The sequence below is a fragment of the Pseudoxanthomonas helianthi genome (genome assembly GCF_017939625.1).
GTDB classification, from domain to species: domain Bacteria; phylum Pseudomonadota; class Gammaproteobacteria; order Xanthomonadales; family Xanthomonadaceae; genus Pseudoxanthomonas_A; species Pseudoxanthomonas_A helianthi.
Genome location: NZ_JAGKTC010000002.1, coordinates 836545 through 858527, shown reverse-complemented (window position 1 = coordinate 858527; position 21983 = coordinate 836545). Strand labels below are relative to the sequence as shown.

The following is a 21983-nucleotide window of genomic DNA, read 5'->3' as shown; positions in this document are numbered from 1 at the left end:
TAAGTCGCGAAGCTTTCCCTCACGTCGCGGGAATCTATTCGCGACTTACCGGTGGCTATGCCACCACTCCCACCCCGACCTTCCTCGGCACTGGATTTCTACGGAACCGCGATTTCTACCGTCGCCGGCAACGCATCGATCCGCAACTCGCGGTTGCGCCAGTCGGCCGCCTTGCCGTTGACCCTCGCCGCGCCCGGTTCGCCGGCATAAGGCCACGGCAGCACCAGCCCGCCTTCCGGCAACGACAAACCGCGCGGCACGTCGAGCTTGAGCATCGCGCCTTCGCGGTGCAGCGAGTACGCCAGCGGCCCGTTCGGCGTGCGCAGGCCGGAAATCGCCACGCCTTCGCCCTGCAGCCAGTCGGCCGGCACGCCTGCAGCCAGCACGATGCTATCGTCCGACTCGCGCGAATACGCGAACATGTCCAGCGCCGAGCGCACGAAATCCGATGCGACCCATGCATGCGGCAGGTCGCCGACGAAGAACGGCTTGCGCGGCGTGCGCGAGACCACTTCGGCCCACTGGTTCCAGGGCTGCGGCGCGCGGTCCTTGAAGAAGAACTTCACCGCTTCCCATGCGCGTCCGCGCCAACCCAGGCGCACGAAGGCGGAAACGTTGCGCCATTCGTACGGCGTGTAGTCCTTCCACTCGCGCTTGCCGTCGCGGCGCTGCACGAATTCATTCCAGTAGCGCCCGAAGGTGTTGTCCAGCACGCTGCGCGGCAGGCTGTCCTGCTCGCCGCCCGGCGCCAGCGCGATGGTCGTCGAAGTCGGATCGAAGTCGCCCAGCTCCGCCGCACCCGGCAGGTAGTCGATGCGATGCTTCTGCGTCGCGGCCTGCAGCGAGGCGTACAGGTCGGCATGGAACTGGTCGCGCGAAGCCGCCATCCGCTTCGCTTCCGCGACTTCGCCCAGCCATTGCGCGATGTCGGCCGCGTCCTTGTAACCGCGCAGCGCCCAGAAATTGTCCCAGTACGAATGCATCGGCTTGGCCGAATAGCCCTCGTGGCTGATCGACACCGGCATCATTCCGTAGAACGCAGGATCCTTCGCCCGGTTCTCCTCGGTGCGCTCGCTCAGCCGCAGCTTCTCCATGTAGTCGAACGCACCCTGCACATGCGGCCACATCCGGCGCAGGAACGCGCGGTCGCCGGTGTAACGGTAGTACTCGGCGATGTTGTAGATCAGCTCGCCATGGCTGTCGTTCTCCGGCACCGGGTCGCTGCCGCGATCGTCGACGCAACACGGCACCTTGCCGTCCTTGAACTGGTAGGGCGCGTAGAACTCGACGTACTCGCGTACCACCGGCGCGCGCCCCATGCGCAGCAGGCCTTCGGAAATCATCGCGCCGTCGCGGATCCAGCTGCGCCCGTACGAGCGCGTCCCCGGCTGCAGGCGCGGACCGATGCGCGAAATGAGCATGTGCGCGGTCGCGGTACGCACGGTGTCGGCCAGCGCCTTGCCTTGGGCCGGCACGCGCAGCGTCACCTTGTCCAGTTTGCTTCGCCACATCGCCGCCACGCGCCGTTGCGCGGCGGCGGCATCGCAGGCGTCGCCCTGGCAGGCGATCTTGCCGGTCATCGGCACGCGCAACGCGAACTCGCGGGTCTCGCCCGACTGCAAGCGAACGCGATAGACGAACGCACCCGAAGCCAGCCCGGTCGGATCGATGGCCTGGCGCCTCGCCGGCAACGCCTTGTCGCGCAGCTTCGACACCGCCATACCACCATCGAAAGTACTGGCGAATGCCGCGTCCGGCTTCTGCGCAGCGAACACGCGCGGTTTGCCGTCGACCCTGGCCACGCCGCCCGCGAACGCCAGCGTCTCGATCCGGCTGATTCCGCCGACGGTGTTGAGGAACTGGCTGGGCGGATTGACCTGGAACGGCCGTACCGCCAGCGCAAGGCGGTATTCGCGTGCCTGCTGGCCCGGATTGCTCAGCCGATAGCGCACGAACAGTTGCGAATTGTCCGGCGTGCCGTCGACGAACGCCGTCGTGTCCAGCCGCAACGCCGGATGCGTCCATTCGACGCTGGGCAACGGCAGGTAATCGTCCTGCAGCGACTGTTTGCTCTCGACATCGGCCCAGCTCACCAGTTCGCCATCGACGACGACGAACGGCTCGATGCTGAAACCGCCCTTGCCCACTTCGACCGCGCCGTCTTCGCCGATCAACGCCTGGTCCCGGCCGCCGTCGAGGCCGATCAGGGTCCAGTACGATTGCTCGCCGCTGAACCCGCGCGGAAAGTCGCCCCGCGGCGAGTTGGCCGCGACCGAGGCGACGAAGGCATTGGGCGTGGCCGCGAACCCCAGCGGCTGCACGGTCGTCTCGACCAGGCCGAATCCCGTGCCGGGTCCGCGCAGCGGCGTCAGCCGCAGGTAGCGCGCCTCCGATTCGGGCAAGGCGATGAAATCGCTGCCGCCATTGCCGCCGACGACTTCGCGCGCGAAGCGCCATTTTGCGCCGTCGTGGGACAACTCGATGCGGTAGTCGCTGGCAGGGCCGTCTTCCGCCCATTGCAACGCCAGCGCGCCGAATTCGCGCAGGCGGCCCAAATCCAGGGTCAGGCTCGGCGGTGTTTCGGCTGAGAAGCCGGCACGCCATGCCGTCGCAGGATTGCCGTCGGTCGCGAACGACGGCTGGCTGCCGGCAGCGCTGGTCGTCGCGGTCGCGGTGCCGGCCAGTGGCGCATCGCTGTCCTGCGGCAACGGCGTGAAAGCCAGCTCGTCGAAGCAGACCGAGCCCTTGCCGCCGGCGTTGTTGTAGATGGTGAATTCCAGCTTCGCGCTGTTGCGCAGCACCGGATCGGCGCCCGGGCCCCACGCCTTGTCGATGTGCCGGCGCTTGTAGCGCACCGGGGTCCATTCGCGCGGGAAATCGTACTTCGGCTTGTTGACCCACCACACGTTGTCGCCGCTGGCATCGACCAGCTTGAATTGCAGATCGTTCTTCGGCGATTCCCCGCGCAGCTGGAAATCGAAACGATAGTTCGCCGGATACTCGAGCGGCAGGTCGCGCTGGATGCCGGCATAGCCGGATACGCTGTTGAAGTCGTAGTCCAGGCACAGCGCCTTGCCTCGCGTGCCATCGACCTGGCGCAGACTACCGCTGACCTGGTTGGAGGTGACGACACGCCATGCGGAGGGATCTTCGAATCCGTCGAGCGCGCGGGTTTCCTGTGCGCCCGCCGACGTAGCCAGCAGCAGGGAAACGGAAATGGCTAAAGCTCTCGTAGCGTCGAGCTTGCTCGACTGCTTCTGGCGTTTCCCTTTGCTTCCGGCAAAAAGCAGTCGAGCAAGCTCGACTCTACGAAAAGCGCCGATCGTGCATTCCAGGATCATCCCTTCACGCTCCCCAGCAACAAACCCTGGATGTAGTAGCGCTGCAACAGCAGGAACAGCAGCAGCACCGGCAGCACGGTCACCACCGCACCGGCCATCATCAATTCGACGTCCATGATGTGCTCGCGCGACAGCGAGGCCAGCGCTACCGGCAGGGTGTACTGCTTCTGGTCGGTCAGCACGATCAGGGGCCACATGAAATCATTCCATGCCCCGAGGAAGGTGAAGATGGCCAGCGTCACCAGCACCGGCTTCAGCATCGGCAGCACGATGCGGAAGAAGATGCGCAACTCGCCGGCACCGTCGATGCGCGCGGCTTCCAGCAACTCGTCGGGAATGCTGCGCGCGTACTGCCGCACCAGGAAGATGCCGAACACGGTGGCCAGCGCCGGCACGATCACGCCCCAGCCGGTATTGACCAGGCCCAGTTGCTTCATCAGCAGGAACAGAGGCAGCATCGCCACCTGTGCCGGCACCACCAGCGCGGCCAGCAAGGCCTGGAATATCCGTTCGCGTCCGCGGAAACGCAGCTTGGCGAAGGCGTAACCGGCCATCGCGTTGACCAGCAGCGAACCCAGCGTGATCGCGCCGGAGAACAGCAAGCTGTTGACGAAGTTCCGACCCATGCCGGTGGTCGCGAACAACTCGCGGTAGTTCGCCAGCGTCGCCATCGACGGCAGGAACGGCGGAGGGAAGTGGCTGGCCTCGCCGCGCGGCATGAACGAGACCGAGACCATCCACAGCAACGGCAGCAGCGCGAAGACGGCCAGCGCGACCAGCGCACCGTTGACCCACCACGCATGCCAGCGCGATTGACCGATCTCCCGGCTCATACCAGTTCCTTCCGGCGCCCGAGGCGCAACATCAGCGTGGTCGCGGCCAGGATGATCAGGAACAGCAGGAACGCAACCGCAGAGGCGCGGCCCAGGTTCCACCACTTGAAGCCTTCCTCGAACATGAAGTACAGCACGCTGACCGTGCTCTGCAGCGGGTCGCCGCGGGTCATCACGTAGGGTTCGGCGAACAACTGGAAATAGCCAGACACGGTGATCACCCCGACCACCAGCAGCACCGGCCCCAGCATCGGCAGGGTGATATGCAGGAACTGCCGCCACTTCGATGCGCCGTCGATGCGCGCGGCTTCGTACAGGTCCTGCGGGATAGCCTGCAAACCGGCCAGGAAGATCACCATGTTGTAGCCGAAGTTCTTCCACACCGCGAACAGCATGATCGTCGGCATCGCCCAGCGCGGATCGCCAAGCCAGTCGACCGGCGCGACGCCGAGATGGCCCAGCGCCCAGTTCACCAGGCCATAGCTGCTGTGGAACAGGTAACGCCAGATCACCGCCACCGCGACCAGCGTGGTCACTACCGGCGCGAACAGCGCCGTGCGGAACAACGCCTTGAACCGCGCCACCGGCGCGTTCAGCAGCAAGGCCGCGCCCAGCGACGCGACGATCGACAAGGGCACGCCGACCAGCACGAAGTACGTCGTGTTCCACAACGACTTCCAGAACATCGGCGTGCGCAGCAGGTCGACGTAGTTGTCGAAGGCGACGAAGCGGAGGTTGTGCGGATCGGCCAGCGCGTACAGGTCGAAGTCGGTCAGGCTCAACGCCAGCGCCGCCAGCACCGGCAACACGAAGAACACGCCGATCACCGCCAGCGCGGGACCCGCAAACATCCAGCCGGCCAGCGGCACACGCGTCATCGCCGACTCCTCCTCGAGCGTGACAAATGGCCTCCTCCCTTCTGCCGAAGGCAAAGGGAAGGATTGAGGAGGGGTGCTTTTGATTTTTCCGTTCCGGCAAGGGATGCCAGAAGCGTGCTCGCTGCGCTCGCAACCCCTCCCCATCCCTCCCCTGCTTCGCAAGGGAGGGGGCGAAAAGCGTTCGCGCCCAATGCATCCAGATGTTTGTTCATTGCGGGCCTCCCTGCGCCTGCTGGTCCAGTACCCAGCGCCGCTTGGCCAGGATGCCGTCGATGCGCGCGTCGAGTTCGGTCACCGCCTGGTCCTGGCTCTGCCCGCCGCGGACCACGCGTTCGGTGGCCAGGCGCATTTCCTGGACCACGCGTTCCCACTCCAGCACCTTCGGCGTTGGTTTGACGCGTTCCAGCTGGTCGCGGAATGCGCGCGCCAGTTCGTCGTTCTTCAGCTGCGGCGATTCCCAGGCGCTGCGTCGCGGCGGCAGGTCGCCGATGGCCGCGTGGAAACGTTGCTGCACGTCGGGCCGCGAAAGGAATTCGACCAGTTGCCACGCCGCCTGCTGGCGTTTCGATGACTTGAAGATCACCAGGCTGGTGCCGCCGGCGATGCCCGCGCCCGGTCCGTCCGGTCCCGGCAACGGCATCGTGCCCCACTGCCCTTTCAAGGCCGCGGGTTCGCGGCGCCTGAATTCCCGGATGTTCCAGGGGCCCGACAGGTAGAACGCATAATTGCCGTTGAAGAATTCGTCCCAGACATTGGAAATCTGCGTCTCCGACATCGGCGGCGCCCAGCCGCGTGCGAAGGCGTTGGCATAGAACGCCAGCGCCTTGCGGAAACCGGGGCTGCGGAAATTGCCGTAGCGCCCGCCGTCGCGCAGCAGCGGGTCGCCGGTCTGCAAGCCCAGCGACAATTGCTGTTCGAATTCGTTGACCGGCAGCAGGATCGCATAGCGCTGCGGACCGACGTGGCGCTTGATCGCGGCCATCGCTGCGTTCCATTCGTCCCAGGTACGCGGTGGCCGGTCCACGCCGGCTTCGTGCAACAGGTCCTTGCGGTAGAACAGCAGCCGCGTATCGACGTACCACGGCACCCCGAGCACCTGGCCATCGACGACATTGGTGTCCCAGATTCCCGGAAAATAATCGGCCTGTTCGACCACGCGCGAGCGATCGATGAATGGCTGCAACGGCTGCAAGGTGCCGAGCGTGGCGAACTCCGGCAACCAGGTATTGCCCAGCTGGCAGATGTCCGGCAAGGCATCGGCGGCGAACGCAGTCAGCAACTTCTCGTGCGCTGCTGTCCAAGGAACGGTCTGAAGATCGACGCGGATGCCGGGGTGCTCGCGTTCGAATTCGGGCATGAAGCCGGAGATCACCTCGGCTTCGCGGCCCATCGCCCAGAAGGTGATGGTTTCGCGCTGATCGTTTTTTGGAGTGCAAGCCGCCAGCAAAAAAGCCAACAGTGCGAGTGCAATGAAAAACCCGTTTTTGCTCGTCATCCTGGTGGCTCTCGACAGCCGAATGGCTGGTAAAGCCGGGATCCACTTTGCCGTTGCTCTCTTCGTTGAAGAACAACAGCAAAAGCAAAATGGATTCCGGCTTGCGCTGGAATGACGGCAAGAGCTGGGTCCCGGCTTTCGCCGGGATGACGACGTAAACGACCTGCGGGCTTGTCGGCTGTCCATCTCGCCGACAGCTTACTCCGGCTTCGTGTCCGGAGCCGGATCGACGGCTTCCGGAACGGTCGCGCTGTTTGCGCGCGACTCGGCGGTGCCGATGGCGCGGGCCTCGGCCTCCTTCGGATCGGCGGCCTCGTCAGGCGTTGGCCTGGCCTCCGGTTCCTTCGCCGCCAGCCAGCCGCCGGTGAAGCCTGCGCGCAACAGGCCCTTGCGGATGTGCGCGTTCTTCTTCATCACGTTCCAGACGAAGCCGTTGCGGTAGTTGGCGATCATCGCCAGGATCGGGCCCTGGTCGATGCCGATGTAATCGGTGGACACCCAGCCTTCGCCCGGCACGATGCGGCCGCGCTTCAGCGGGATGTCGTACTCGAAGCTGCGGTTGAAGGCATCCAGGAAGCCATAGCTGGAGTACAGATACTCGCCGTAGCGCTCGTGCATTTCCTCGGTCGCGGGGATGACGATCTCCGGCGCAAACGGCAACGAGGCGATGGCTGCAGTCGGCGCGATGGTGCCGTCGTCGAAGTTGGAATGCAGTCCGGCGCCGCGCTCGGAATAGCCGCGGAACTTGCGCTGCTCGCCGCGGTATTCCTGGGTGGTGTTCTGCGGGCCGTCGCTGGCGGTCAGGCCCCAGACGTTCTCGCCGTAGTCCTTCCACTTCATCGGGTTCTCGATGGCGTAGGCGCGCTGCGCGTAGGCGGCGCGGCGGTTGTTCTCGAAATAATCGATGCCGCGGTTGCGCATGTACTCGTCCTGGATACCGCGGAAGTCGATCCAGGCGGCGCTGTACTGGTTCCAGAACGCCGGTCCCGTGGCTAGGTATTCCTGCCCTTCGTACACGCCCCAGCTTTCGTCGTAGGTGCGCGTCCACACCGTCCAGGCGTCGTCGCTCAGCGGATGGGTCGGCGAACCCAGACCGAGTACGTACAGGAACATCGCCTCGTTGTAGCCCTTCCAGTCCGCCTCGATGAAGCCCTGTTCGGGATGCCAGCCCATCGACACCAGCGGCTTGCGCTTGGCCATCCAGTTCCAGTCGACGCGACGGTAGAGCTGCTCGGCGATCTCCCGGATCTCCTTCTCGCGCGGATCGTCGCGGTCGTAGTAGCTCTGCGCGAACAACACGCCCATCATCAGCAGCGAGGTGTCGACCGACGACAGCTCGACCCAGGTGCCATAACGCAAGCCGGTCTGCATGTCGAGGAAGTGGTAATAGAAACCCTTGTAACCCGCGTTGCCTTCGCGCTGCGGCCCCTGCGGCAGATCGCGGAAGAACTGCAGCGTCAACAGCGTGCGCTCCACCGCCTGGGTACGGCTGACCCAGCCGTTCTCGATACCGATCGGGTACGCCGTCAGGGCGAAACCGACCGATGCGATGCTGGCGAACGGCCGAGACGGATAGCGGTCCGGCGTCAGCCCGTTCAACTCGTTGCTCGTGTCCCAGAAGAACTGGAACGTGCGCCGTTCGATGTCGCGGAACAGCGGAGGAAGCGCGGGCTTCTCGGCCTTCGCTGCGGTCACCGGGGGCTTGCCGGCTGCCGGAGCCACGGGCGCGGCTTGTGGCTCAGCAGGTTTCTTGCAGGCGCTCAACAGCACCATGGTGAAACCCAACGTCATAACGCAGATATTTTTGCAGAGCCTTCGAGTCATTGGTCTGGATATCATGTAATCGCTTACATATTGCGGGCGGCGAACTCTTGTTTCCCGTCGCTGACACCGGGTCAGCGACGGAACTCCGGATCATTCGACTATGGCTGTCGCGGCAGCGGCAGCCTTGCAGTGACGATCGATGAACTGCTGATGGGTCGGCATGACATCGACGCACGAGACCACCGTATTGTTTACGCTGGCGAGGAAGCGTTGTAGTTCTTCCTCGGCCAGGCGATCTACCATGGGGTGATAACGCTGCGGCATGATTCCCTGTCCTACCATGACCTGAATCCAGCTGATTTCCGCGAACATCTCGTTGCCGTTGCGGAAGAAGCGCCCGCTATCGCGGAACAGATCGATGTTCGCTTTAAGTTCATCGGGTATGGACATGCGCCTGCATTCCCTCCAGAAAGGGGTGTCTTCGCGTTCCACGGCGTTGTAGTGCAGAACCAGGAAGTCGCGGATGCGATCGAACTCGAAAGCGAGCTGGTCGTTGTAGCGTTGCGCCAGCACATCGCTGAAACCCCGATCCGGAAACAGCTCGAGCAGCTTGGAGATTCCCGACTGGATCAAGTGGATGCTGGTCGATTCCAGCGGCTCCATGAATCCGCTGGACAAACCCAACGCCACCACGTTCCTGTTCCAGCACTTCTTGCGCCGCCCCGTGGTGAAGCGCAAGGGCCGTGGATCGGCGAGCGCCTTGCCGTCCAGATTTGCTAGCAGAGTGGCTGCCGCTTCGTCGTCGCTGATGTGGCGGCTGGAATAGACATACCCGTTGCCGGTGCGATGCTGCAGCGGGATCCGCCACTGCCAACCAGCTTCGCGTGCCGTCGACCGCGTATACGGGGTCGGATCGGCGACCTTCTCGCAAGGCACCGCAAGCGCGCGATCGCAAGGCAGCCAATGGGTGAAGTCGTCGTACCCCGTATGCAGCGTCTGCTCGATCAACAGCCCTCTGAACCCGGAGCAATCTATGAACAGGTCGCCCGACACGACATCACCCGGCCGAAGGCGAACGGATTCGACGTAACCGCTTTCCGGGTGCAGGTTTACCTGCTCGACAATCCCTTCGATTCGCCGGACGCCCAGGCGTTCGGAGTAGGCCCGCAGGTATCGCGCATACAGCGAAGCATCGAAATGGTAGGCATAGGCGATATTCGCGAGCGGCGAGGTTGGCGGGACGTCGGTCGCGGAAACCATGAACTTCCCGCGTTTCGCAGCCACGGTATTCAGTGTATAGGCGCCCAAGGGCTGGGCGTGCCCCGCAAGCATCGCCTTTATCCAGTATTGGTGGAACGGCAGCAGCCCGAGCGGATGCCCGATCTCGGTACCGAAACCATGGATATAGGTCTCGCCCTTGCGCACCCAGTCCACGAACTCGATGCCGAGCTTGAAGGTTCCCTGAGTGCTGCGTACGAAGTCCGCCTCGTCTATCCGGAGCAGCTGGTTGAACGCCTTGATGTGGGGAACAGTGGCCTCGCCAACGCCGACAATGCCGATTTCATCGGACTCGATGAGCTGAATCGCGTATCGACTGCCCAGCGTACGCGCGAGCGCTGCCGCGGCCATCCACCCGGCGGTGCCACCACCGACGATGACGATGTCTTTAATTGGCGATGGATTCATGACTTCGATGCCCGAGTAAAACGCTCAACGGATCCAGGATTCTCCGACAAATACGAACGGGGCCTGAGGGCCCCGTTCGTTTACGGCTGGCGCTAGGGACAGGGCCGAGCCTCGGGCGGGTTAGAACTTCAAGCCAAGCTCGAAGGTCAGGGTCCGCGGCACATATCGGATATCACCGTATTTGTTGACTGAGATTTGCGGATCGTAAACCCCGTTCGAGCCGAAACTGTCGTAATTGAAGGAACTGTAGTTCTTGAAATCGAAGGCATTTAGCAGGTTGAGGCGAGCGGTCAGCGCGAAGCGATCGCCGAACTTGAACTCCTTCGTCGCCTGGAAGTCGACCGTCCGATAGCCCCAGATGTCGCCACCGATGAGGAACTTGCCCGTTCCGGGCACCCAGAAGCCAACCGGCGTGCAGGTGGAACCATCGGGATTCTGCTGGCCCCAGCAGGAGATATTGTTTCTCGCCTCCGGAGTCTCCAGCACGATCTTGGCGCCAAAGGTAATGCCCCAGAAACCATCGATCGAGCCCGCGGCAACCAGACGATGCCGAGGGGCGGCATCGGACTTGATGAAGGGATATTGCTCGATGGTGGCCTTGTCGAAAGCGTAGATCTCGTTGAGACTGCGGTTGTGGCGCGCATGGGTCTGGGTATAGGCGATGCTCAAACCCCAGCCGGAGGCTTTGGTATAGGGCTTCTCAGCTGAAACGAGCAGCGACGTATTGCGGGTTTCGATGCCATTGCTACCCAGAATGGTATTTGCATAACCGGGGACCGGCTCGCCCCAGGGTTGTCCACCGTTCTGGAAGAAAGAACCGTCCGGAAACCGATTAATCAGGGTGTACACCAAGCCGTCGTGACTCATGACGTGTTGCACGGTGACGTCGGTAAGCCAATCACCCAATTGATTCGACATACCAACGCTGAATTGGTCGCTATACGGCGTCTTGAAGTCGTTGCGGAGCATGAAGAGCTCCTTGCTGCCCGTGGTAACGGGAATCCCGGCCAAAGCGTCCGGTCCGTTCAAGTAGATCGGATCCCAAGCGACGCAGGGGCGTCCATTGTTGGGGCGATAGCACTGCCCGGTATCAGGATTGATGAAATCCACCTCGACCGGCGACAACGCAGCCTTGCTTACCTCAAGCGACATCTGCTCGAACAGGTTGCGATCGTACGAGCGCCCCGCGCCACCATGGATCACGTGCTGCTCGTCCGCGTTCAGGTCGTACGAGAAGCCGAGCCGTGGCGCCCAGGCGTCCTTGAAGTCCTTGCGGTTGTGACCGGTGCTGATGTAGTCGGCCGGATCGATGCCGCTGGCGGCCAACCTGTTTGCCCAAGGCTGCACGCCGGCGATATCCGGATCATCGCCGTACAGCGCAGCGACGAAGTCCTGGGACGTGACGAAATTGGTATAGGCGGGGTTCTTTTCGTAATCCCACCGAACGCCGATATTGAGTATCAACTTGTCGTTGACCGCCCAATCGTCCTGGATGAAGAATCCGTACTGCTTCGCATGCGACACCACGCTGGCGGTTTGCCCCGGCACGTTGAACGGAGAAGTGAAGTTGACCTTGAAGGGCACATCGGCGACGCCATCCGGCGTGACGTTGTAGCTGAATTGCGGATTGACGGCCAGAGCGTCCACCGACGACAGCTTGATCGCCTTGTAACTTGCGCCCACCTTGATCGTGTGGTCGCCATGCCAGCGGAAGCTGTTGAAAGTCAGATTATCGGAGATCGACCAGCCCTTCTGTTTCTTGTCCTGCGCATCGAAACCGCTGGAAGGACCGGTTTCCACAATGGTTTCTTCACTGTCCGGCCTGACCTGGTCGACAACGATGTATTTGATACCGTTGCCAATGCTCATCGGGTTCGGGTTGTATTTTGAATTCTCCGTCGTGGCGATCAGCTCGTTGGTCCATGCGTTGGCGTAGTGCATCCAACGCAAGGTCGAGCGGGTGTCCTTGTTGATGAAGTCGCGCCCATGGTCGGCCGCTCTCTGATTTCCGATGTCATCAACCTGGGTCTCGTCGCGCACCTGGGCACTCAGTTCGACTCGATCGTTCTCACCGATATCCCAGTCGATCTTGGCGAAGTACAGATCTTCATCGAACGGCTGACTGACGGGACCGAATACCGATTGCACATTGCTCGGAAGGTATTGCACCCAGTTGGCGGCCGCGGAACCCGGCGTCACCGTGCGTGGCACGACATTTTCCTTGGCCTCGTAGGCCACGAAGAAGTGCATCTTGTCCTTGATGATCGGACCGCCAAACGCCGCGCCATATTCCTTGGTCTGCGAGTCGGACTTGTCGCGCCCCGGCGCCGACTCGCTGGCGGTCTTCTCGCGCATGCTCTGATTGGTGAAACGATAGAAGGCTTCGCCTTCGAAGTTGTTCGTGCCCGAACGGGTCACGGCGGTGACGGCGGCACCGCTGATCTGGCCGTACTCGGCCTTGTAGTTGGAAGTAATGACCTTGTATTCGCCGATCGCCAGCTGCGAAAAGGGGTTGCCTTGAGTGTCGCTCTGGCCGGCGATGCCGCCGCTCTTGACGTAGCTCTTCTGCCCGACGCCATCGATGTAAAGGTTGCCGGACGAGCTGTTGGTGGCGCCGCCGCGCAGGCTGGTGTGGCCCTGCGCATCCATCTCGAAGGCCATGCCGGGCACGGTATCGGCGAATTCGAGGAAGTTGCGCGTCGCCTGCGGAAGCTGCTCGATCTGGCGCAGGGACACCGTGGTGCCGACTTCGGAGGTCTTCACGTCCTTCAGTACCGGCGCGGTAACGACCACTGTGTCGAGATTGGTCGCCTCGCCTCTTGGCGTCGGCGCGGCCCCACCGGCACTCAGATTCAAGGTGGACGTCGAGGCTACCGACAAGGTAACGGTCTGTTCGCTGCCGCCGGACCGGACGGTGTAGGTGCCGGGCGGCAAGCCGACCAGCGAATAACTACCGTTGGCGGCGGTTTGGGTGGTGCGCGTAGAGCCAGTCTGCACGTTGGTCGCCGTCACCTCGGTTCCGGCACCCGCTCCGGAGACTACGCCACGCAGCGTCGCGTTCGACGACTGCGCGAACGCCGGCGCGCTCAGCATCAGGCAACTGGCCAGCGCGCAGGTGAGCAGCTTGCGCGTGGGGCGGCGGTGCGATGTCTTGTGCTTCATGGTCTCCCCCTCCCGAGGGTTTCGATCAATGGGTAAAACGTTCTGGTTTTTGGTTTGAAATCGTTTACATCGGAACGCGTGGAAAGGCTTCAATCGGCGCATCCTGCGGGGTCAGGAAATTCCCAGGCTGGAATCGCGTGCAATCAATTCAGGGGTGAGCAACTGCGGAGCGGCGGCATCGGGGCCGGATTCGATGGCCTGCAGCAGGCGACCCATCGCCATGCCGCCGAGTTCGGCGATGTTGACCCGCATGGTCGTCAACGGCGGGTGTACGAAACGCGCCAGCGGGATGTCGTCGAAACCGGCCAGCGCGATGTCTTCCGGTACGCGTACGCCGGCCTGGTTGAAGGCGTACAGGCAACCGAGCGCCATCATGTCGTTGGCGGCGAACACGGCATCGGGCCGGACTTCCGCTTCGAGCACCTTGCGTCCCGCTTCGTAACCCGAAGCCTCGTCGAAATCGCCGGGCAGTTCCCACGGGGACTGCTTCGGCAGCAGGCGCGCCAGCGCGTCGCGGTAACCGCGGGCGCGCTCGCGCGCATCGAAGTTGTCGGCAGGACCGCCGATGAAGGCGATGCGCTTGTGCCCGGATTCGACCAGGTGCTCGACCATCGCGGTGGCGCCGCGATAGTTGTCGATGCTCAGCGTGGGGTAGCCGGACTCCGGCAACTGCGTGTTGATCAGCACGGCAGGCAATGAATCGGGCAGGTTGTCGGTCAGGAACCCGGGGCGATCGGCGTACGGCGACAACACCAGCAAGCCGTCGACGCGACCGCGCATCGCGCGCAACGCGGCGCCCTGCTCTTCCGGATGGCCGTGGTAACTGGACACCAGCAGGTGCTGCCGGTGCGCACGCGCCACCTGGTCGATGCCGCGGATCAGTTCGGAGAAGAATTCGCCGTACAGGTCCGGCAGGACTACGCCGACGGTCTGGGTGCGCCGGCTGCTGAGGCTGCGCGCGGCGGCGTGAGGCTGGTAGCGCAGGCGCGAAGCGGTTTCCAGCACCAGCTTGCGCACCGGCTCGGCCACGTTGTCGTGGCCGTTCAGCGCGCGCGACACGGTGGCCACCGATACGTCGGCCTCGCGTGCGACATCCTTGATGGTGATGGTCCTGCTTCGTGTCATCGACCGCCCCTCCGCGGGATGCATACGTATTCGCCGACTGGACTGTAATCGTTTACAAATCCAGATGTAAAGCCCTCGTTATGTGCACCAGCAACATAAGTTATTTCAGTTACTTAGGCGATGAAATCAAGATGAAAAACTGTTGCGCCGCAGCATCTTGCGATTCGCGGCGCACACCTCGGCCCAAGGCCGAGGATCAGCGCCCCTGGGCCACTACCTCGAACTGCGCCTGCTGGCTCGCATCGGAACTGCCGCCGGCGAACACAATGAACGTGCCCGGCTCGACACGCTTGCGCATGTCCAGTCCGAGGAACGCCAGGTCATCCGGCTTGAGCGTGAAATCCAGCGTCTTCGATTCGCCTGGCTTCAGGTGCACGCGCTGGAAGCCGCGCAGTTGGCGCAGCGGGCGGGTCACGCTGGACACGTCGTCGCGCACGTACAACTGCACCACTTCGTCGCCGGCGCGCGTACCCGTGTTGGTCACGGTGACGGCCACCTGCTGGGTGTCGCCGGCGCCGATCTTCGCCAGCTTCGGCTTCGGCGCGTCGTAGCGGAACGTGGTGTAGCTGAGGCCCCAGCCGAACGGATACAGCGGCGTGTTCGGCGAATCGAGGTAGCGCGAGGTGTACTTCTCTTCCTTGCCATCCGGATTGATCCGGATCGGGCGACCGGTGTTCTTGTGATCGTAGTAGAGCGGTATCTGCCCGACGCTGCGCGGGAAGGTCACCGGCAGGCGGCCAGCCGGGTTGTAGTCGCCCAGCAACACATCGGCGATGGCGTTGCCCGCTTCCACGCCGGGGAACCACGCAGCGACTATCGCCGGCACGGTCTTCGACAGCGGTTCGATGGTCAGCGCGCGACCGCTGAACACCACCGCGACGACCGGCTTGCCGGCGGCTTTAACCGCTTCGACCAATTGCTGCTGCACGCCGGGCAAACCGATGTCGGTACGACTGCTGGCCTCGCCGCTCATCGCCGCGGATTCGCCGATGAACATCACGACCGCATCGGCGTTGCGCGCTGCGGCCACGGCATCCGCGAAGCCGGACGTGTCCTTGCCGTCGATGCTGGCGCCCTTCGCATAACTCACCTGCGTGGCCGAGCCCAGCGCCGTGCGCAGGCCCTGCAGCGGCGTCACCGTGTCTTCCGGGCGGCCATCGCCGGCCCAGTTGCCGAGCATGTCGGGATGCGAATCGGCCAGCGGGCCGATCACCGCCAGCTTGCGCAGCTTGCCCTTGGCCAGCGGCAGCGCATTGCCTTCGTTCTTCAGCAGCACCAGCGACTCGCGCGCGACCTCGCGCGCGGCCTGGCGGAATTCGGGGGTCAGCGTGCGCGCCTGCTCGCGTTCGACGTTGCAGAAGCGATACGGATCGTCGAACAGGCCCAGCTTGTACTTCAACCGCAGCACCCGGCGCACGGCTTCGTCCACGGTCTTCTGCGACAGTTTGCCGGCACGCACCGCCGCCGGCAGCGACTTGCGATAGATGTCGCTGACCATGTCGATGTCGACGCCCGCGTCCAGCGCGAGGATGCCGGCGGCGGTGTCGTCCGCGGCGATGCCGTGCTTTTCCAGTTCCCATACGCCGGTGTAATCGCTGACCACCAGGCCGTCGAAGCCCCATTCCTTGCGCAACACGCCGTTGATCAACGGCCCGTTGGCATGCATCGGCACGCCGCCGACTTCGTTGAACGAGGCCATCACCGTCTGCACGCCGGCATCGACCGCGGCCTGGAACGGCGGCAGATACACTTCGCGCAAGGTGCGTTCGGACATGTCGGCGACGTTGTAGTCGCGGCCGGCCTCGGCGGCGCCGTAGGCGACGAAGTGTTTGGCTGTGGCCAGCATTTCGTCGTCGCGCTTCAGGTCGCCCTGGAAGCCCCGCACCCGTGCGCGCGCCAGCACGTTGCCGAGATAAACATCTTCGCCGGAGCCTTCCGACATGCGGCCCCAGCGCGGATCGCGGGCGATGTCGACCATCGGCGCGAAGGTCCAATGGAAACCGTGCGCAGTGGCTTCGATCGCTGCGATGCGCGCGGACTTCTCCACGGCCGCCGGGTTGAAGGTGGCCGCCTCACCAATCGATTGCGGGAAGATGGTGCGGAAGCCGTGGATCACATCGCCGGCGAACAGCAGCGGGATGCCGAGCCGCGATTCCTCGACCGCGACCTTCTGGTATTGGCAAGTACGCGCGGCGCCGTGCAGGCCGAGGAACGAGCCGACTTCGCTGCGGCGCACCTGGTCGAGGCCGCCGGCTTCGGCCTGCGGGCCGGTGCGGTTGTCGGGACCGGGGGGCTGGTTGAGCTGGCCGAGCTTTTCTTCGAGGGTCATCTTGCCCAGCAGGGCTTCGATGAAGGCGGCTTCGTCGCGGGCCCCGGCCTTGGATGCGGCCTTGGGCGTGTCGGCGACGGCCAGCCCGGCCGTGGCAGTCAGCAGGCTGGCGGAAAGCGCGACGGCAAGCGCACGCAGGCGCCGCGCGTGCGCGGGATGGTTCTGGTTGTTCACTGCCCCTCCGCAGTTTTGGCTTCAGGGCGGGAATGTAAACGTTTTCATGGCGCCGTGGGAAGGGCGGACGATACGGCTCGCTGGCGGGCCAAGTCGTATTTGCCCGCCAATCTCCGTTATGACAGTGGAAATGCCGGACAAATATCGGAGCTGACGCCGTTGTTGGCCACCTGGATCTGGCCATCGGTCCGCTTTCGTGCACCACCCGCACCCGGTTCTCGCCGTCGTAGCTGCACCGCTATTCCTGCTAGCCCGCGCCGTTGGTTACCGGGCCGGTCGGCGTGCCGCCGCCGGGGCAGAAATTGGAGCTGGAACGAAACCCCGGCTGGTCCCCGCCGGATTGGATCAATCCGGCGGGATCCGCTTCGCGGGTTCCGCCCTACGACCCAGGAAGCGGCAACCGCGCGCCGATGAAGTCCGCGACGTTGACTGCATGCGGATGGCCGCGATTGGACAGCACGATCGTCTCGTAGCCTGATCGAAAGATCGCGTAGTCGGCATTGACCCCCGGCGCGCTTCCGCCATGGCCGTACCACGATGCGCCGTTGCGCATCGCAACGCGAAGGCCGAGCGACCACTGCGCATTGCCCGCTGCAATGCGCGCGCGCGTCAAAAGATCAAGATGCGCCGCGTCGAGCAATCTCATCTCGCGCAGCGCCGTGCCGAAACGGTGGAGATCGTCCAGTGTCGAGTAACCGCCGCCCGCCGGGAGGCCGACGTAATATGGCAGCGCCTTGAGGCCGGTGCCGGCTGCGCCCGTGCAAGGCTCGGCGGTTTCGCCGTCGGACGCGAGCGGCGACGTCGACGTCATGCCCGCGATACGGAAGACGTGCGTCTTCTGATAATCGTCCCACGTCGTTCCGGAAACCTGCTCGACGATTGCGCCGAGCACGATGAAACCGAAATTGCTGTAGCCCCATCGCGATCCCGGCGCGAACGCGGGCTCGCGGTTTCCGAACCGACGAATGAAGTCGGACGGCGTGCGCAGCTCGGCCTGATGCGCGTCGTACTCGGGTCCGAAGAAATCGCCGGTGCCGCCGCTGTGCGTCAGGAGATGCTCCACGGTCACTTGCCGGGCGAGCGGCGTATCGGGATATTTCGGCAGCAACGCCTTGATCGTATCCGTCAGATGCAACTCGCCTTTCTGGATCAGCTGAAGCACTGCGACGGCCGTGAACATCTTGCCCATCGAGCCGAGGCAAAAGCGGGTATCCGGTTTCGTCGCGAGCGCTGACGTCGCGGTGCGCGCACCATAGGCTTCGCGAAAGAGAACGGTTCCGTTCTTCGCGACGAGCACGGCACCGGAAAAGCGGCCGCCCGCCGCTTCGGCGCGAAGCTTGCTGCGAAGCTCGCCGAGCGCGTCCCGCTCGCCGAGCCGCCGTACCTTGAAATCGGCCGGTGTCGGCGCGCCGGAAAACGACAGATCGTCGATATGCCCGTCTCTGGTCGTCAGCAGGACTTTCGAGAACCGATCCCAGTTGCGATCGCGGACCCAGGCCGTGATCTCGTGCGGCCCGGTCTCCTCGCTTCTCAAAAGCACGAAGCCACCGCTCGCTTCGCGTACGGCAAGATCGTCGTCGACGTACCGGAGGAGCGCCGGGAGATACGCGCGCACGAATTCGGCGTAGGCCGAAGCGCGGGGGCTGTTGAACGCCTCGAGCCATAGATCGAGCCATTGTTTGGCGGTCGCCGGCGCGCTATCGACGGCGCGCGCCCAGAAAGGGAGACTGGCCAGCACTAGCGTCCCGCCGACAAAATTGCGTCGAGTGATTCGCATCGGATTCTCCATTGGCTTGCCAGATATTAGTTAGGCGCCTACCATTATGTCAATGACGTCTTCGCGCTCCAAGAAAATGAACAAGGCCGCGCTCGGCGCGCGCTTGCGTCGACTGTCGGAAGCGGTCGATCGCGACGCCACGCGCGCGTACGCGCAAATGGGCGTCCGCTTCGAGCAGCGCTGGTTCGGTGTGCTCAATCAGCTCGCGCGCAACGGACCGATGACGGTCAGCGAGCTCGCGGCGGCGCTGCGCATCACGCGCGCTTCGGTTAGCCAGACGCGGCAATCGCTCGAAGACGCCGGCATCGTCGATACCGAAGACCATCCTTCGGATGCGCGGCAGCGCCACCTGGTGCTGACCGACGCGGGATCGAAGCTAATTCGTCGCCTGAAATCGTTATGGCAGGCGATGGACGATGCGGCGATGGAGGTCGATGCCGAGGCCGGCGACGTCGTCGCCGCCCTCGACCGGCTGGACGAAGCGCTGGCTCGGCAGTCGATGTTCGATCGGATCGTGGGGAAGCTGTCTTCGCCGCGCAGTCACGACAAATGAAACCCTGACATCAAGCGTCGCCCGGATGCAGCGCAGCGGAATCCGGGGCTCTACGCGCTCCCGGATTTCGGCCTGGCGGCCTTCATCCGGGCTACACCGAATTTTTGGCTGTAGATCTCAACCGACTTCTTCCGGCGTCTTCGCCACGATCTGCAACGCGTGGATATCGGTCTGCATCATCTCGCCCAACGTTGCGTACACTGCCCGATGGCGCGCCAACGGCGCCATGCCGGCGAACGCGGGACTGACGATCTTCACCGCAAAATGCCCCCGCCCATCGCGCGCACCGGCATGGCCGGCATGCTTGTGGCTGTCGTCCACCACTTCCAGCGCCTGCGGCTGGAACGCCGCCTGCAACGCGGCGCGGATGCGTGCCACGCGATCGCCAGCGGCCGCCGCTTCGCTCACGGCAGGACCTTGCGGAACGGACGCACCTCGACCCGGCCGTAGACGCCGGCGTCCACGTACGGATCGGCCTTCGCCCAGGCCTGCGCGGCCTCCAGCGACTCGAATTCGGCGATGACGATGCTGCCGCTGAAGCCAGCCGGGCCCGGATCTTCCGCGTCGATGGCCGGGCATGGACCCGCGATCAGCAACCGCCCCTCGTCGCGCAACGCGGTCAGCCGCGCCAGATGGGCCGCCCGTGCTTCCAGCCGCTTCGGCAGCGTCCCGTCCACGTCATAGCCTTCAATCGCGTACCACATGCCCTGCTCCACGGTTTCGAAGCCTGAATTGTAAGCCGCGGCCCGCTGGACACCGGCCCCGCCAGCCCTTAATCTTGGCTCCAGCACGGCCGGAAGCAGCGGCCCGTCGCCCCGCCGGCCCGCGCAGGCCGCCCCCGACGAGCGATTCGCTGCCCTTTCCCGCCCGGAGCCCGACGATTACCTTGCGTTGTCCGCGCCACGGCCCGTGGCGTGCGTTGCTTGTTTTGATTGTGTGGAATGCGCCGGCATGGCGCAGCTTCGCCCGATGCCGCCCGGCGTCCGGCCCCGTATCTGCAATTAGGTCTGCAACACGGCTTTCGACCCGATGACTTCCGAACTCGCGCCAGACGCGAATCCGCCAACCCAATCGAACGCGCCGCAGCAGCACGAGATGCCGCTGGCGCTGGTGCATGGCCAGCCCCTGTTGCAGATGCCGCAGGACCTGTACATCCCGCCGGACGCGCTGGAAGTCATCCTCGACGCGTTCGAGGGCCCGCTGGACCTGCTGCTGTACCTGATCCGCCGGCAGAACCTGGAGATCCTCGACATCCCGGTCGCCGAGATCACCCGCCAGTACGTCGACTACATCAACGTGATGCAGGAGCTGCGCTTCGAACTGGCGGCCGAGTACCTGGTGATGGCCGCGATCCTGGCCGAGATCAAGTCGCGGATGCTGCTGCCGCGGCCCGAGGGCGCGCCGGAGGACGAAGGCGACCCGCGCGCCGAGCTGGTGCGCCGCCTGCAGGAATACGAACGCTTCAAGCAAGCCGCCGAGGACCTGGACGCCCTGCCCCGGCAGGAACGCGACACCACCACGGTCGCGGCCTTCGTCCCCGACCGTGCCGCCGTGCGCCTGCCCCCGCCGGTCGACCTGCGCGAGATGCTGCTGGCCCTGCACGACGTGCTCAAGCGCGCCGAGCTGTACACCCAGCACGCGATCAAGCGCGACGCGCTCAGCGTGCGCCAGCGCATGGGCGACCTGCTCGGCCGGCTGGACGACGGCAAGTTCCACCGCTTCGAATCGCTGTTTACCGTGGAAGAAGGCCGCCAGGGCGTGCTGGTCACCTTCCTGGCCATGCTGGAACTGGCCAAGGAGCAGTTGCTGGACTTCGTGCAGGAAGCGCCGCTGGCGCCGATCTACCTGAAGTCGCTGGCCCTGAACAACACCAACGAGCCGCTGGCGTTCTCAAGCGAGTTCGACGACACGGATGCCGCAAACGACGCCAGCGCCTAGTTTTCGCTCGTCATTCCCGCGAAGGCGGGAATCGCTCTTTGCCGTTGCTTTTGCTGTCGAGCGTGGACAAGGGCAAGAGCGATTCCCGCCTCCGCGGGAATGACGGCTGAAATATCGCGATAACCCGAACAATACGAACCACGACATTGAAACCCTGATGGACCAAACCCTCATCACCCGCATCGTCGAAGCCGCGCTGCTGGCTTCCCCGCAGCCGCTGACCCTGGCCCAGCTGCACGGCCTGTTCCCCGAGGAACAGCCCGCGCCCGCCGGCAGCGTCGAACTGGCGCTGGAACAACTGCGCGAGGCCTGCGCCGACCGCGGCGTCGAACTGGTCGAAGTCGCCTCCGGCTTCCGCTACCAGGTGCAGGCGGACGTGCACGAATGGGTCGCGCGGCTGTGGACCGAGCGCAAGACCAAGTACACCCGCGCCACCCTGGAAACGCTGGCGCTGATCGCCTACCGCCAGCCGATCACCCGCGGCGAGATCGAACAGGTGCGCGGCGTCGCGGTCAGCAGCAACACCATCCAGGCGCTGGAAGAACGCGAGTGGATCCGCGTGGTCGGCCACCGCGACGTGCCCGGCCGTCCGGCCCTGTTCGGCACCACCAAGGCCTTCCTCGACTACTTCGGCCTGAAGCGCCTCGACGAACTGCCGCCGCTGTCCGAACTGAAGGACATCGGCGAACTGGAACCGCAGCTGCCGTTCGACGCCGCCCCGATGGCGACGGCGGCGGTGGCGCAGGACGAGTCGGCCGAAGACGGGCTGCCGGAAGAGCCGGCGGTGCAGAACGATTCCGAAACCTTCCCCGAAACCCCTGCCGACGCGCAGGACCACGAAACGTCCGTTGAAAGCATCGCCGATGCCGCGGACGAAACCCACGACGAAAACGAAGATGACGACGCCGCCAAGGTCTCGTCGGAGCAG

15 protein-coding genes and 1 pseudogene are annotated in these 21983 nt (G+C 64.3%); 4 read left to right on the top strand and 12 right to left on the bottom strand.

Annotated features, from left to right (window positions below; translation table 11 throughout):
* Positions 1-98: 98 nt before the first annotated feature.
* The 4 genes from J5837_RS11735 to J5837_RS11720 form a co-directional block, all read right to left on the bottom strand.
* Positions 99-3341 carry a discoidin domain-containing protein gene (locus tag J5837_RS11735; RefSeq protein WP_210536910.1) on the bottom strand — a complete coding sequence of 1081 codons (3243 nt, stop codon included), beginning with the start codon at positions 3339-3341 and terminating at the stop codon, positions 99-101.
* Positions 3338-4174 (bottom strand): carbohydrate ABC transporter permease, encoded by an 837-nt coding sequence (locus J5837_RS11730; protein WP_210536909.1) that lies wholly within the window; start codon positions 4172-4174, stop codon positions 3338-3340. The genes J5837_RS11735 and J5837_RS11730 overlap by 4 nt, the downstream gene beginning before the upstream one ends.
* Positions 4171-5052 carry a carbohydrate ABC transporter permease gene (locus J5837_RS11725; RefSeq protein ID WP_210536908.1) on the bottom strand — a complete coding sequence of 294 codons (882 nt, stop codon included), beginning with the start codon at positions 5050-5052 and terminating at the stop codon, positions 4171-4173. The genes J5837_RS11730 and J5837_RS11725 overlap by 4 nt, the downstream gene beginning before the upstream one ends.
* Before the next feature lie 208 nt (positions 5053-5260).
* Positions 5261-6547, bottom strand: a complete 1287-nt coding sequence (locus J5837_RS11720) for a sugar ABC transporter substrate-binding protein (protein ID WP_210536907.1) — start codon at positions 6545-6547, stop codon at positions 5261-5263.
* On the opposite strand from J5837_RS11720, the gene J5837_RS11715 reads away from it, so the two are divergent.
* Complete coding sequence (locus J5837_RS11715; RefSeq protein ID WP_210537029.1) at positions 6483-6662, top strand: hypothetical protein; 180 nt, start codon at positions 6483-6485, stop codon at positions 6660-6662. The two genes, J5837_RS11720 and J5837_RS11715, sit on opposite strands and share 65 nt — an antisense overlap.
* Before the next feature lie 83 nt (positions 6663-6745).
* Here the strand turns inward: J5837_RS11715 and J5837_RS11710 are convergent, their stop codons facing one another.
* From J5837_RS11710 to J5837_RS11685, 6 genes are all read right to left on the bottom strand, one after another.
* A complete protein-coding gene (locus J5837_RS11710; RefSeq protein WP_425504839.1) occupies positions 6746-8338 on the bottom strand; it encodes a glucoamylase family protein in 1593 nt (530 codons plus the stop codon).
* 123 nt (positions 8339-8461) lie between these two features.
* The gene (locus J5837_RS11705; RefSeq protein ID WP_210536905.1) at positions 8462-9997 is read right to left on the bottom strand and encodes a tryptophan halogenase family protein; all 1536 of its coding nucleotides are present in this window, start codon (positions 9995-9997) and stop codon (positions 8462-8464) included.
* A 120-nt stretch (positions 9998-10117) separates the two neighbouring features.
* A complete protein-coding gene (locus J5837_RS11700) occupies positions 10118-13159 on the bottom strand; it encodes a TonB-dependent receptor (protein WP_210536904.1) in 3042 nt (1013 codons plus the stop codon).
* Between the two features lie 111 nt (positions 13160-13270).
* Entirely contained in the window at positions 13271-14284 is a 1014-nt protein-coding gene (locus J5837_RS11695; RefSeq protein WP_210536903.1) for a LacI family DNA-binding transcriptional regulator, read from the bottom strand.
* A 196-nt stretch (positions 14285-14480) separates the two neighbouring features.
* Positions 14481-16787: a beta-glucosidase BglX gene (bglX, locus tag J5837_RS11690; protein WP_342345535.1), complete on the bottom strand. Its 2307-nt coding sequence runs from the start codon at positions 16785-16787 to the stop codon at positions 14481-14483.
* A 379-nt stretch (positions 16788-17166) separates the two neighbouring features.
* Positions 17167-18564 carry a serine hydrolase domain-containing protein gene (locus J5837_RS11685; RefSeq protein WP_210536902.1) on the bottom strand — a complete coding sequence of 466 codons (1398 nt, stop codon included), beginning with the start codon at positions 18562-18564 and terminating at the stop codon, positions 17167-17169.
* A gap of 52 nt (positions 18565-18616) precedes the next feature.
* Between J5837_RS11685 and J5837_RS11680 the strand changes: the two genes are divergently transcribed.
* The gene (locus J5837_RS11680; protein WP_244755869.1) at positions 18617-19117 is read left to right on the top strand and encodes a MarR family winged helix-turn-helix transcriptional regulator; all 501 of its coding nucleotides are present in this window, start codon (positions 18617-18619) and stop codon (positions 19115-19117) included.
* A 117-nt stretch (positions 19118-19234) separates the two neighbouring features.
* Here the strand turns inward: J5837_RS11680 and J5837_RS11675 are convergent, their stop codons facing one another.
* Entirely contained in the window at positions 19235-19525 is a 291-nt protein-coding gene (locus J5837_RS11675) for a BolA family protein (protein WP_210536901.1), read from the bottom strand.
* A complete protein-coding gene (locus J5837_RS11670) occupies positions 19522-19821 on the bottom strand; it encodes a YciI family protein (protein WP_210536900.1) in 300 nt (99 codons plus the stop codon). Before J5837_RS11670 ends, J5837_RS11675 begins: the two co-directional genes overlap by 4 nt.
* 325 nt (positions 19822-20146) lie before the next feature.
* Between J5837_RS11670 and J5837_RS11665 the strand changes: the two genes are divergently transcribed.
* Both J5837_RS11665 and scpB read left to right on the top strand, forming a co-directional pair.
* Positions 20147-21055 carry a segregation and condensation protein A gene (locus tag J5837_RS11665; protein ID WP_210536899.1) on the top strand — a complete coding sequence of 303 codons (909 nt, stop codon included), beginning with the start codon at positions 20147-20149 and terminating at the stop codon, positions 21053-21055.
* 157 nt (positions 21056-21212) lie between these two features.
* Positions 21213-21977: pseudogene (gene scpB / locus J5837_RS11660) on the top strand (SMC-Scp complex subunit ScpB); the annotation flags it as partial.
* Positions 21978-21983 lie beyond the last annotated feature (6 nt).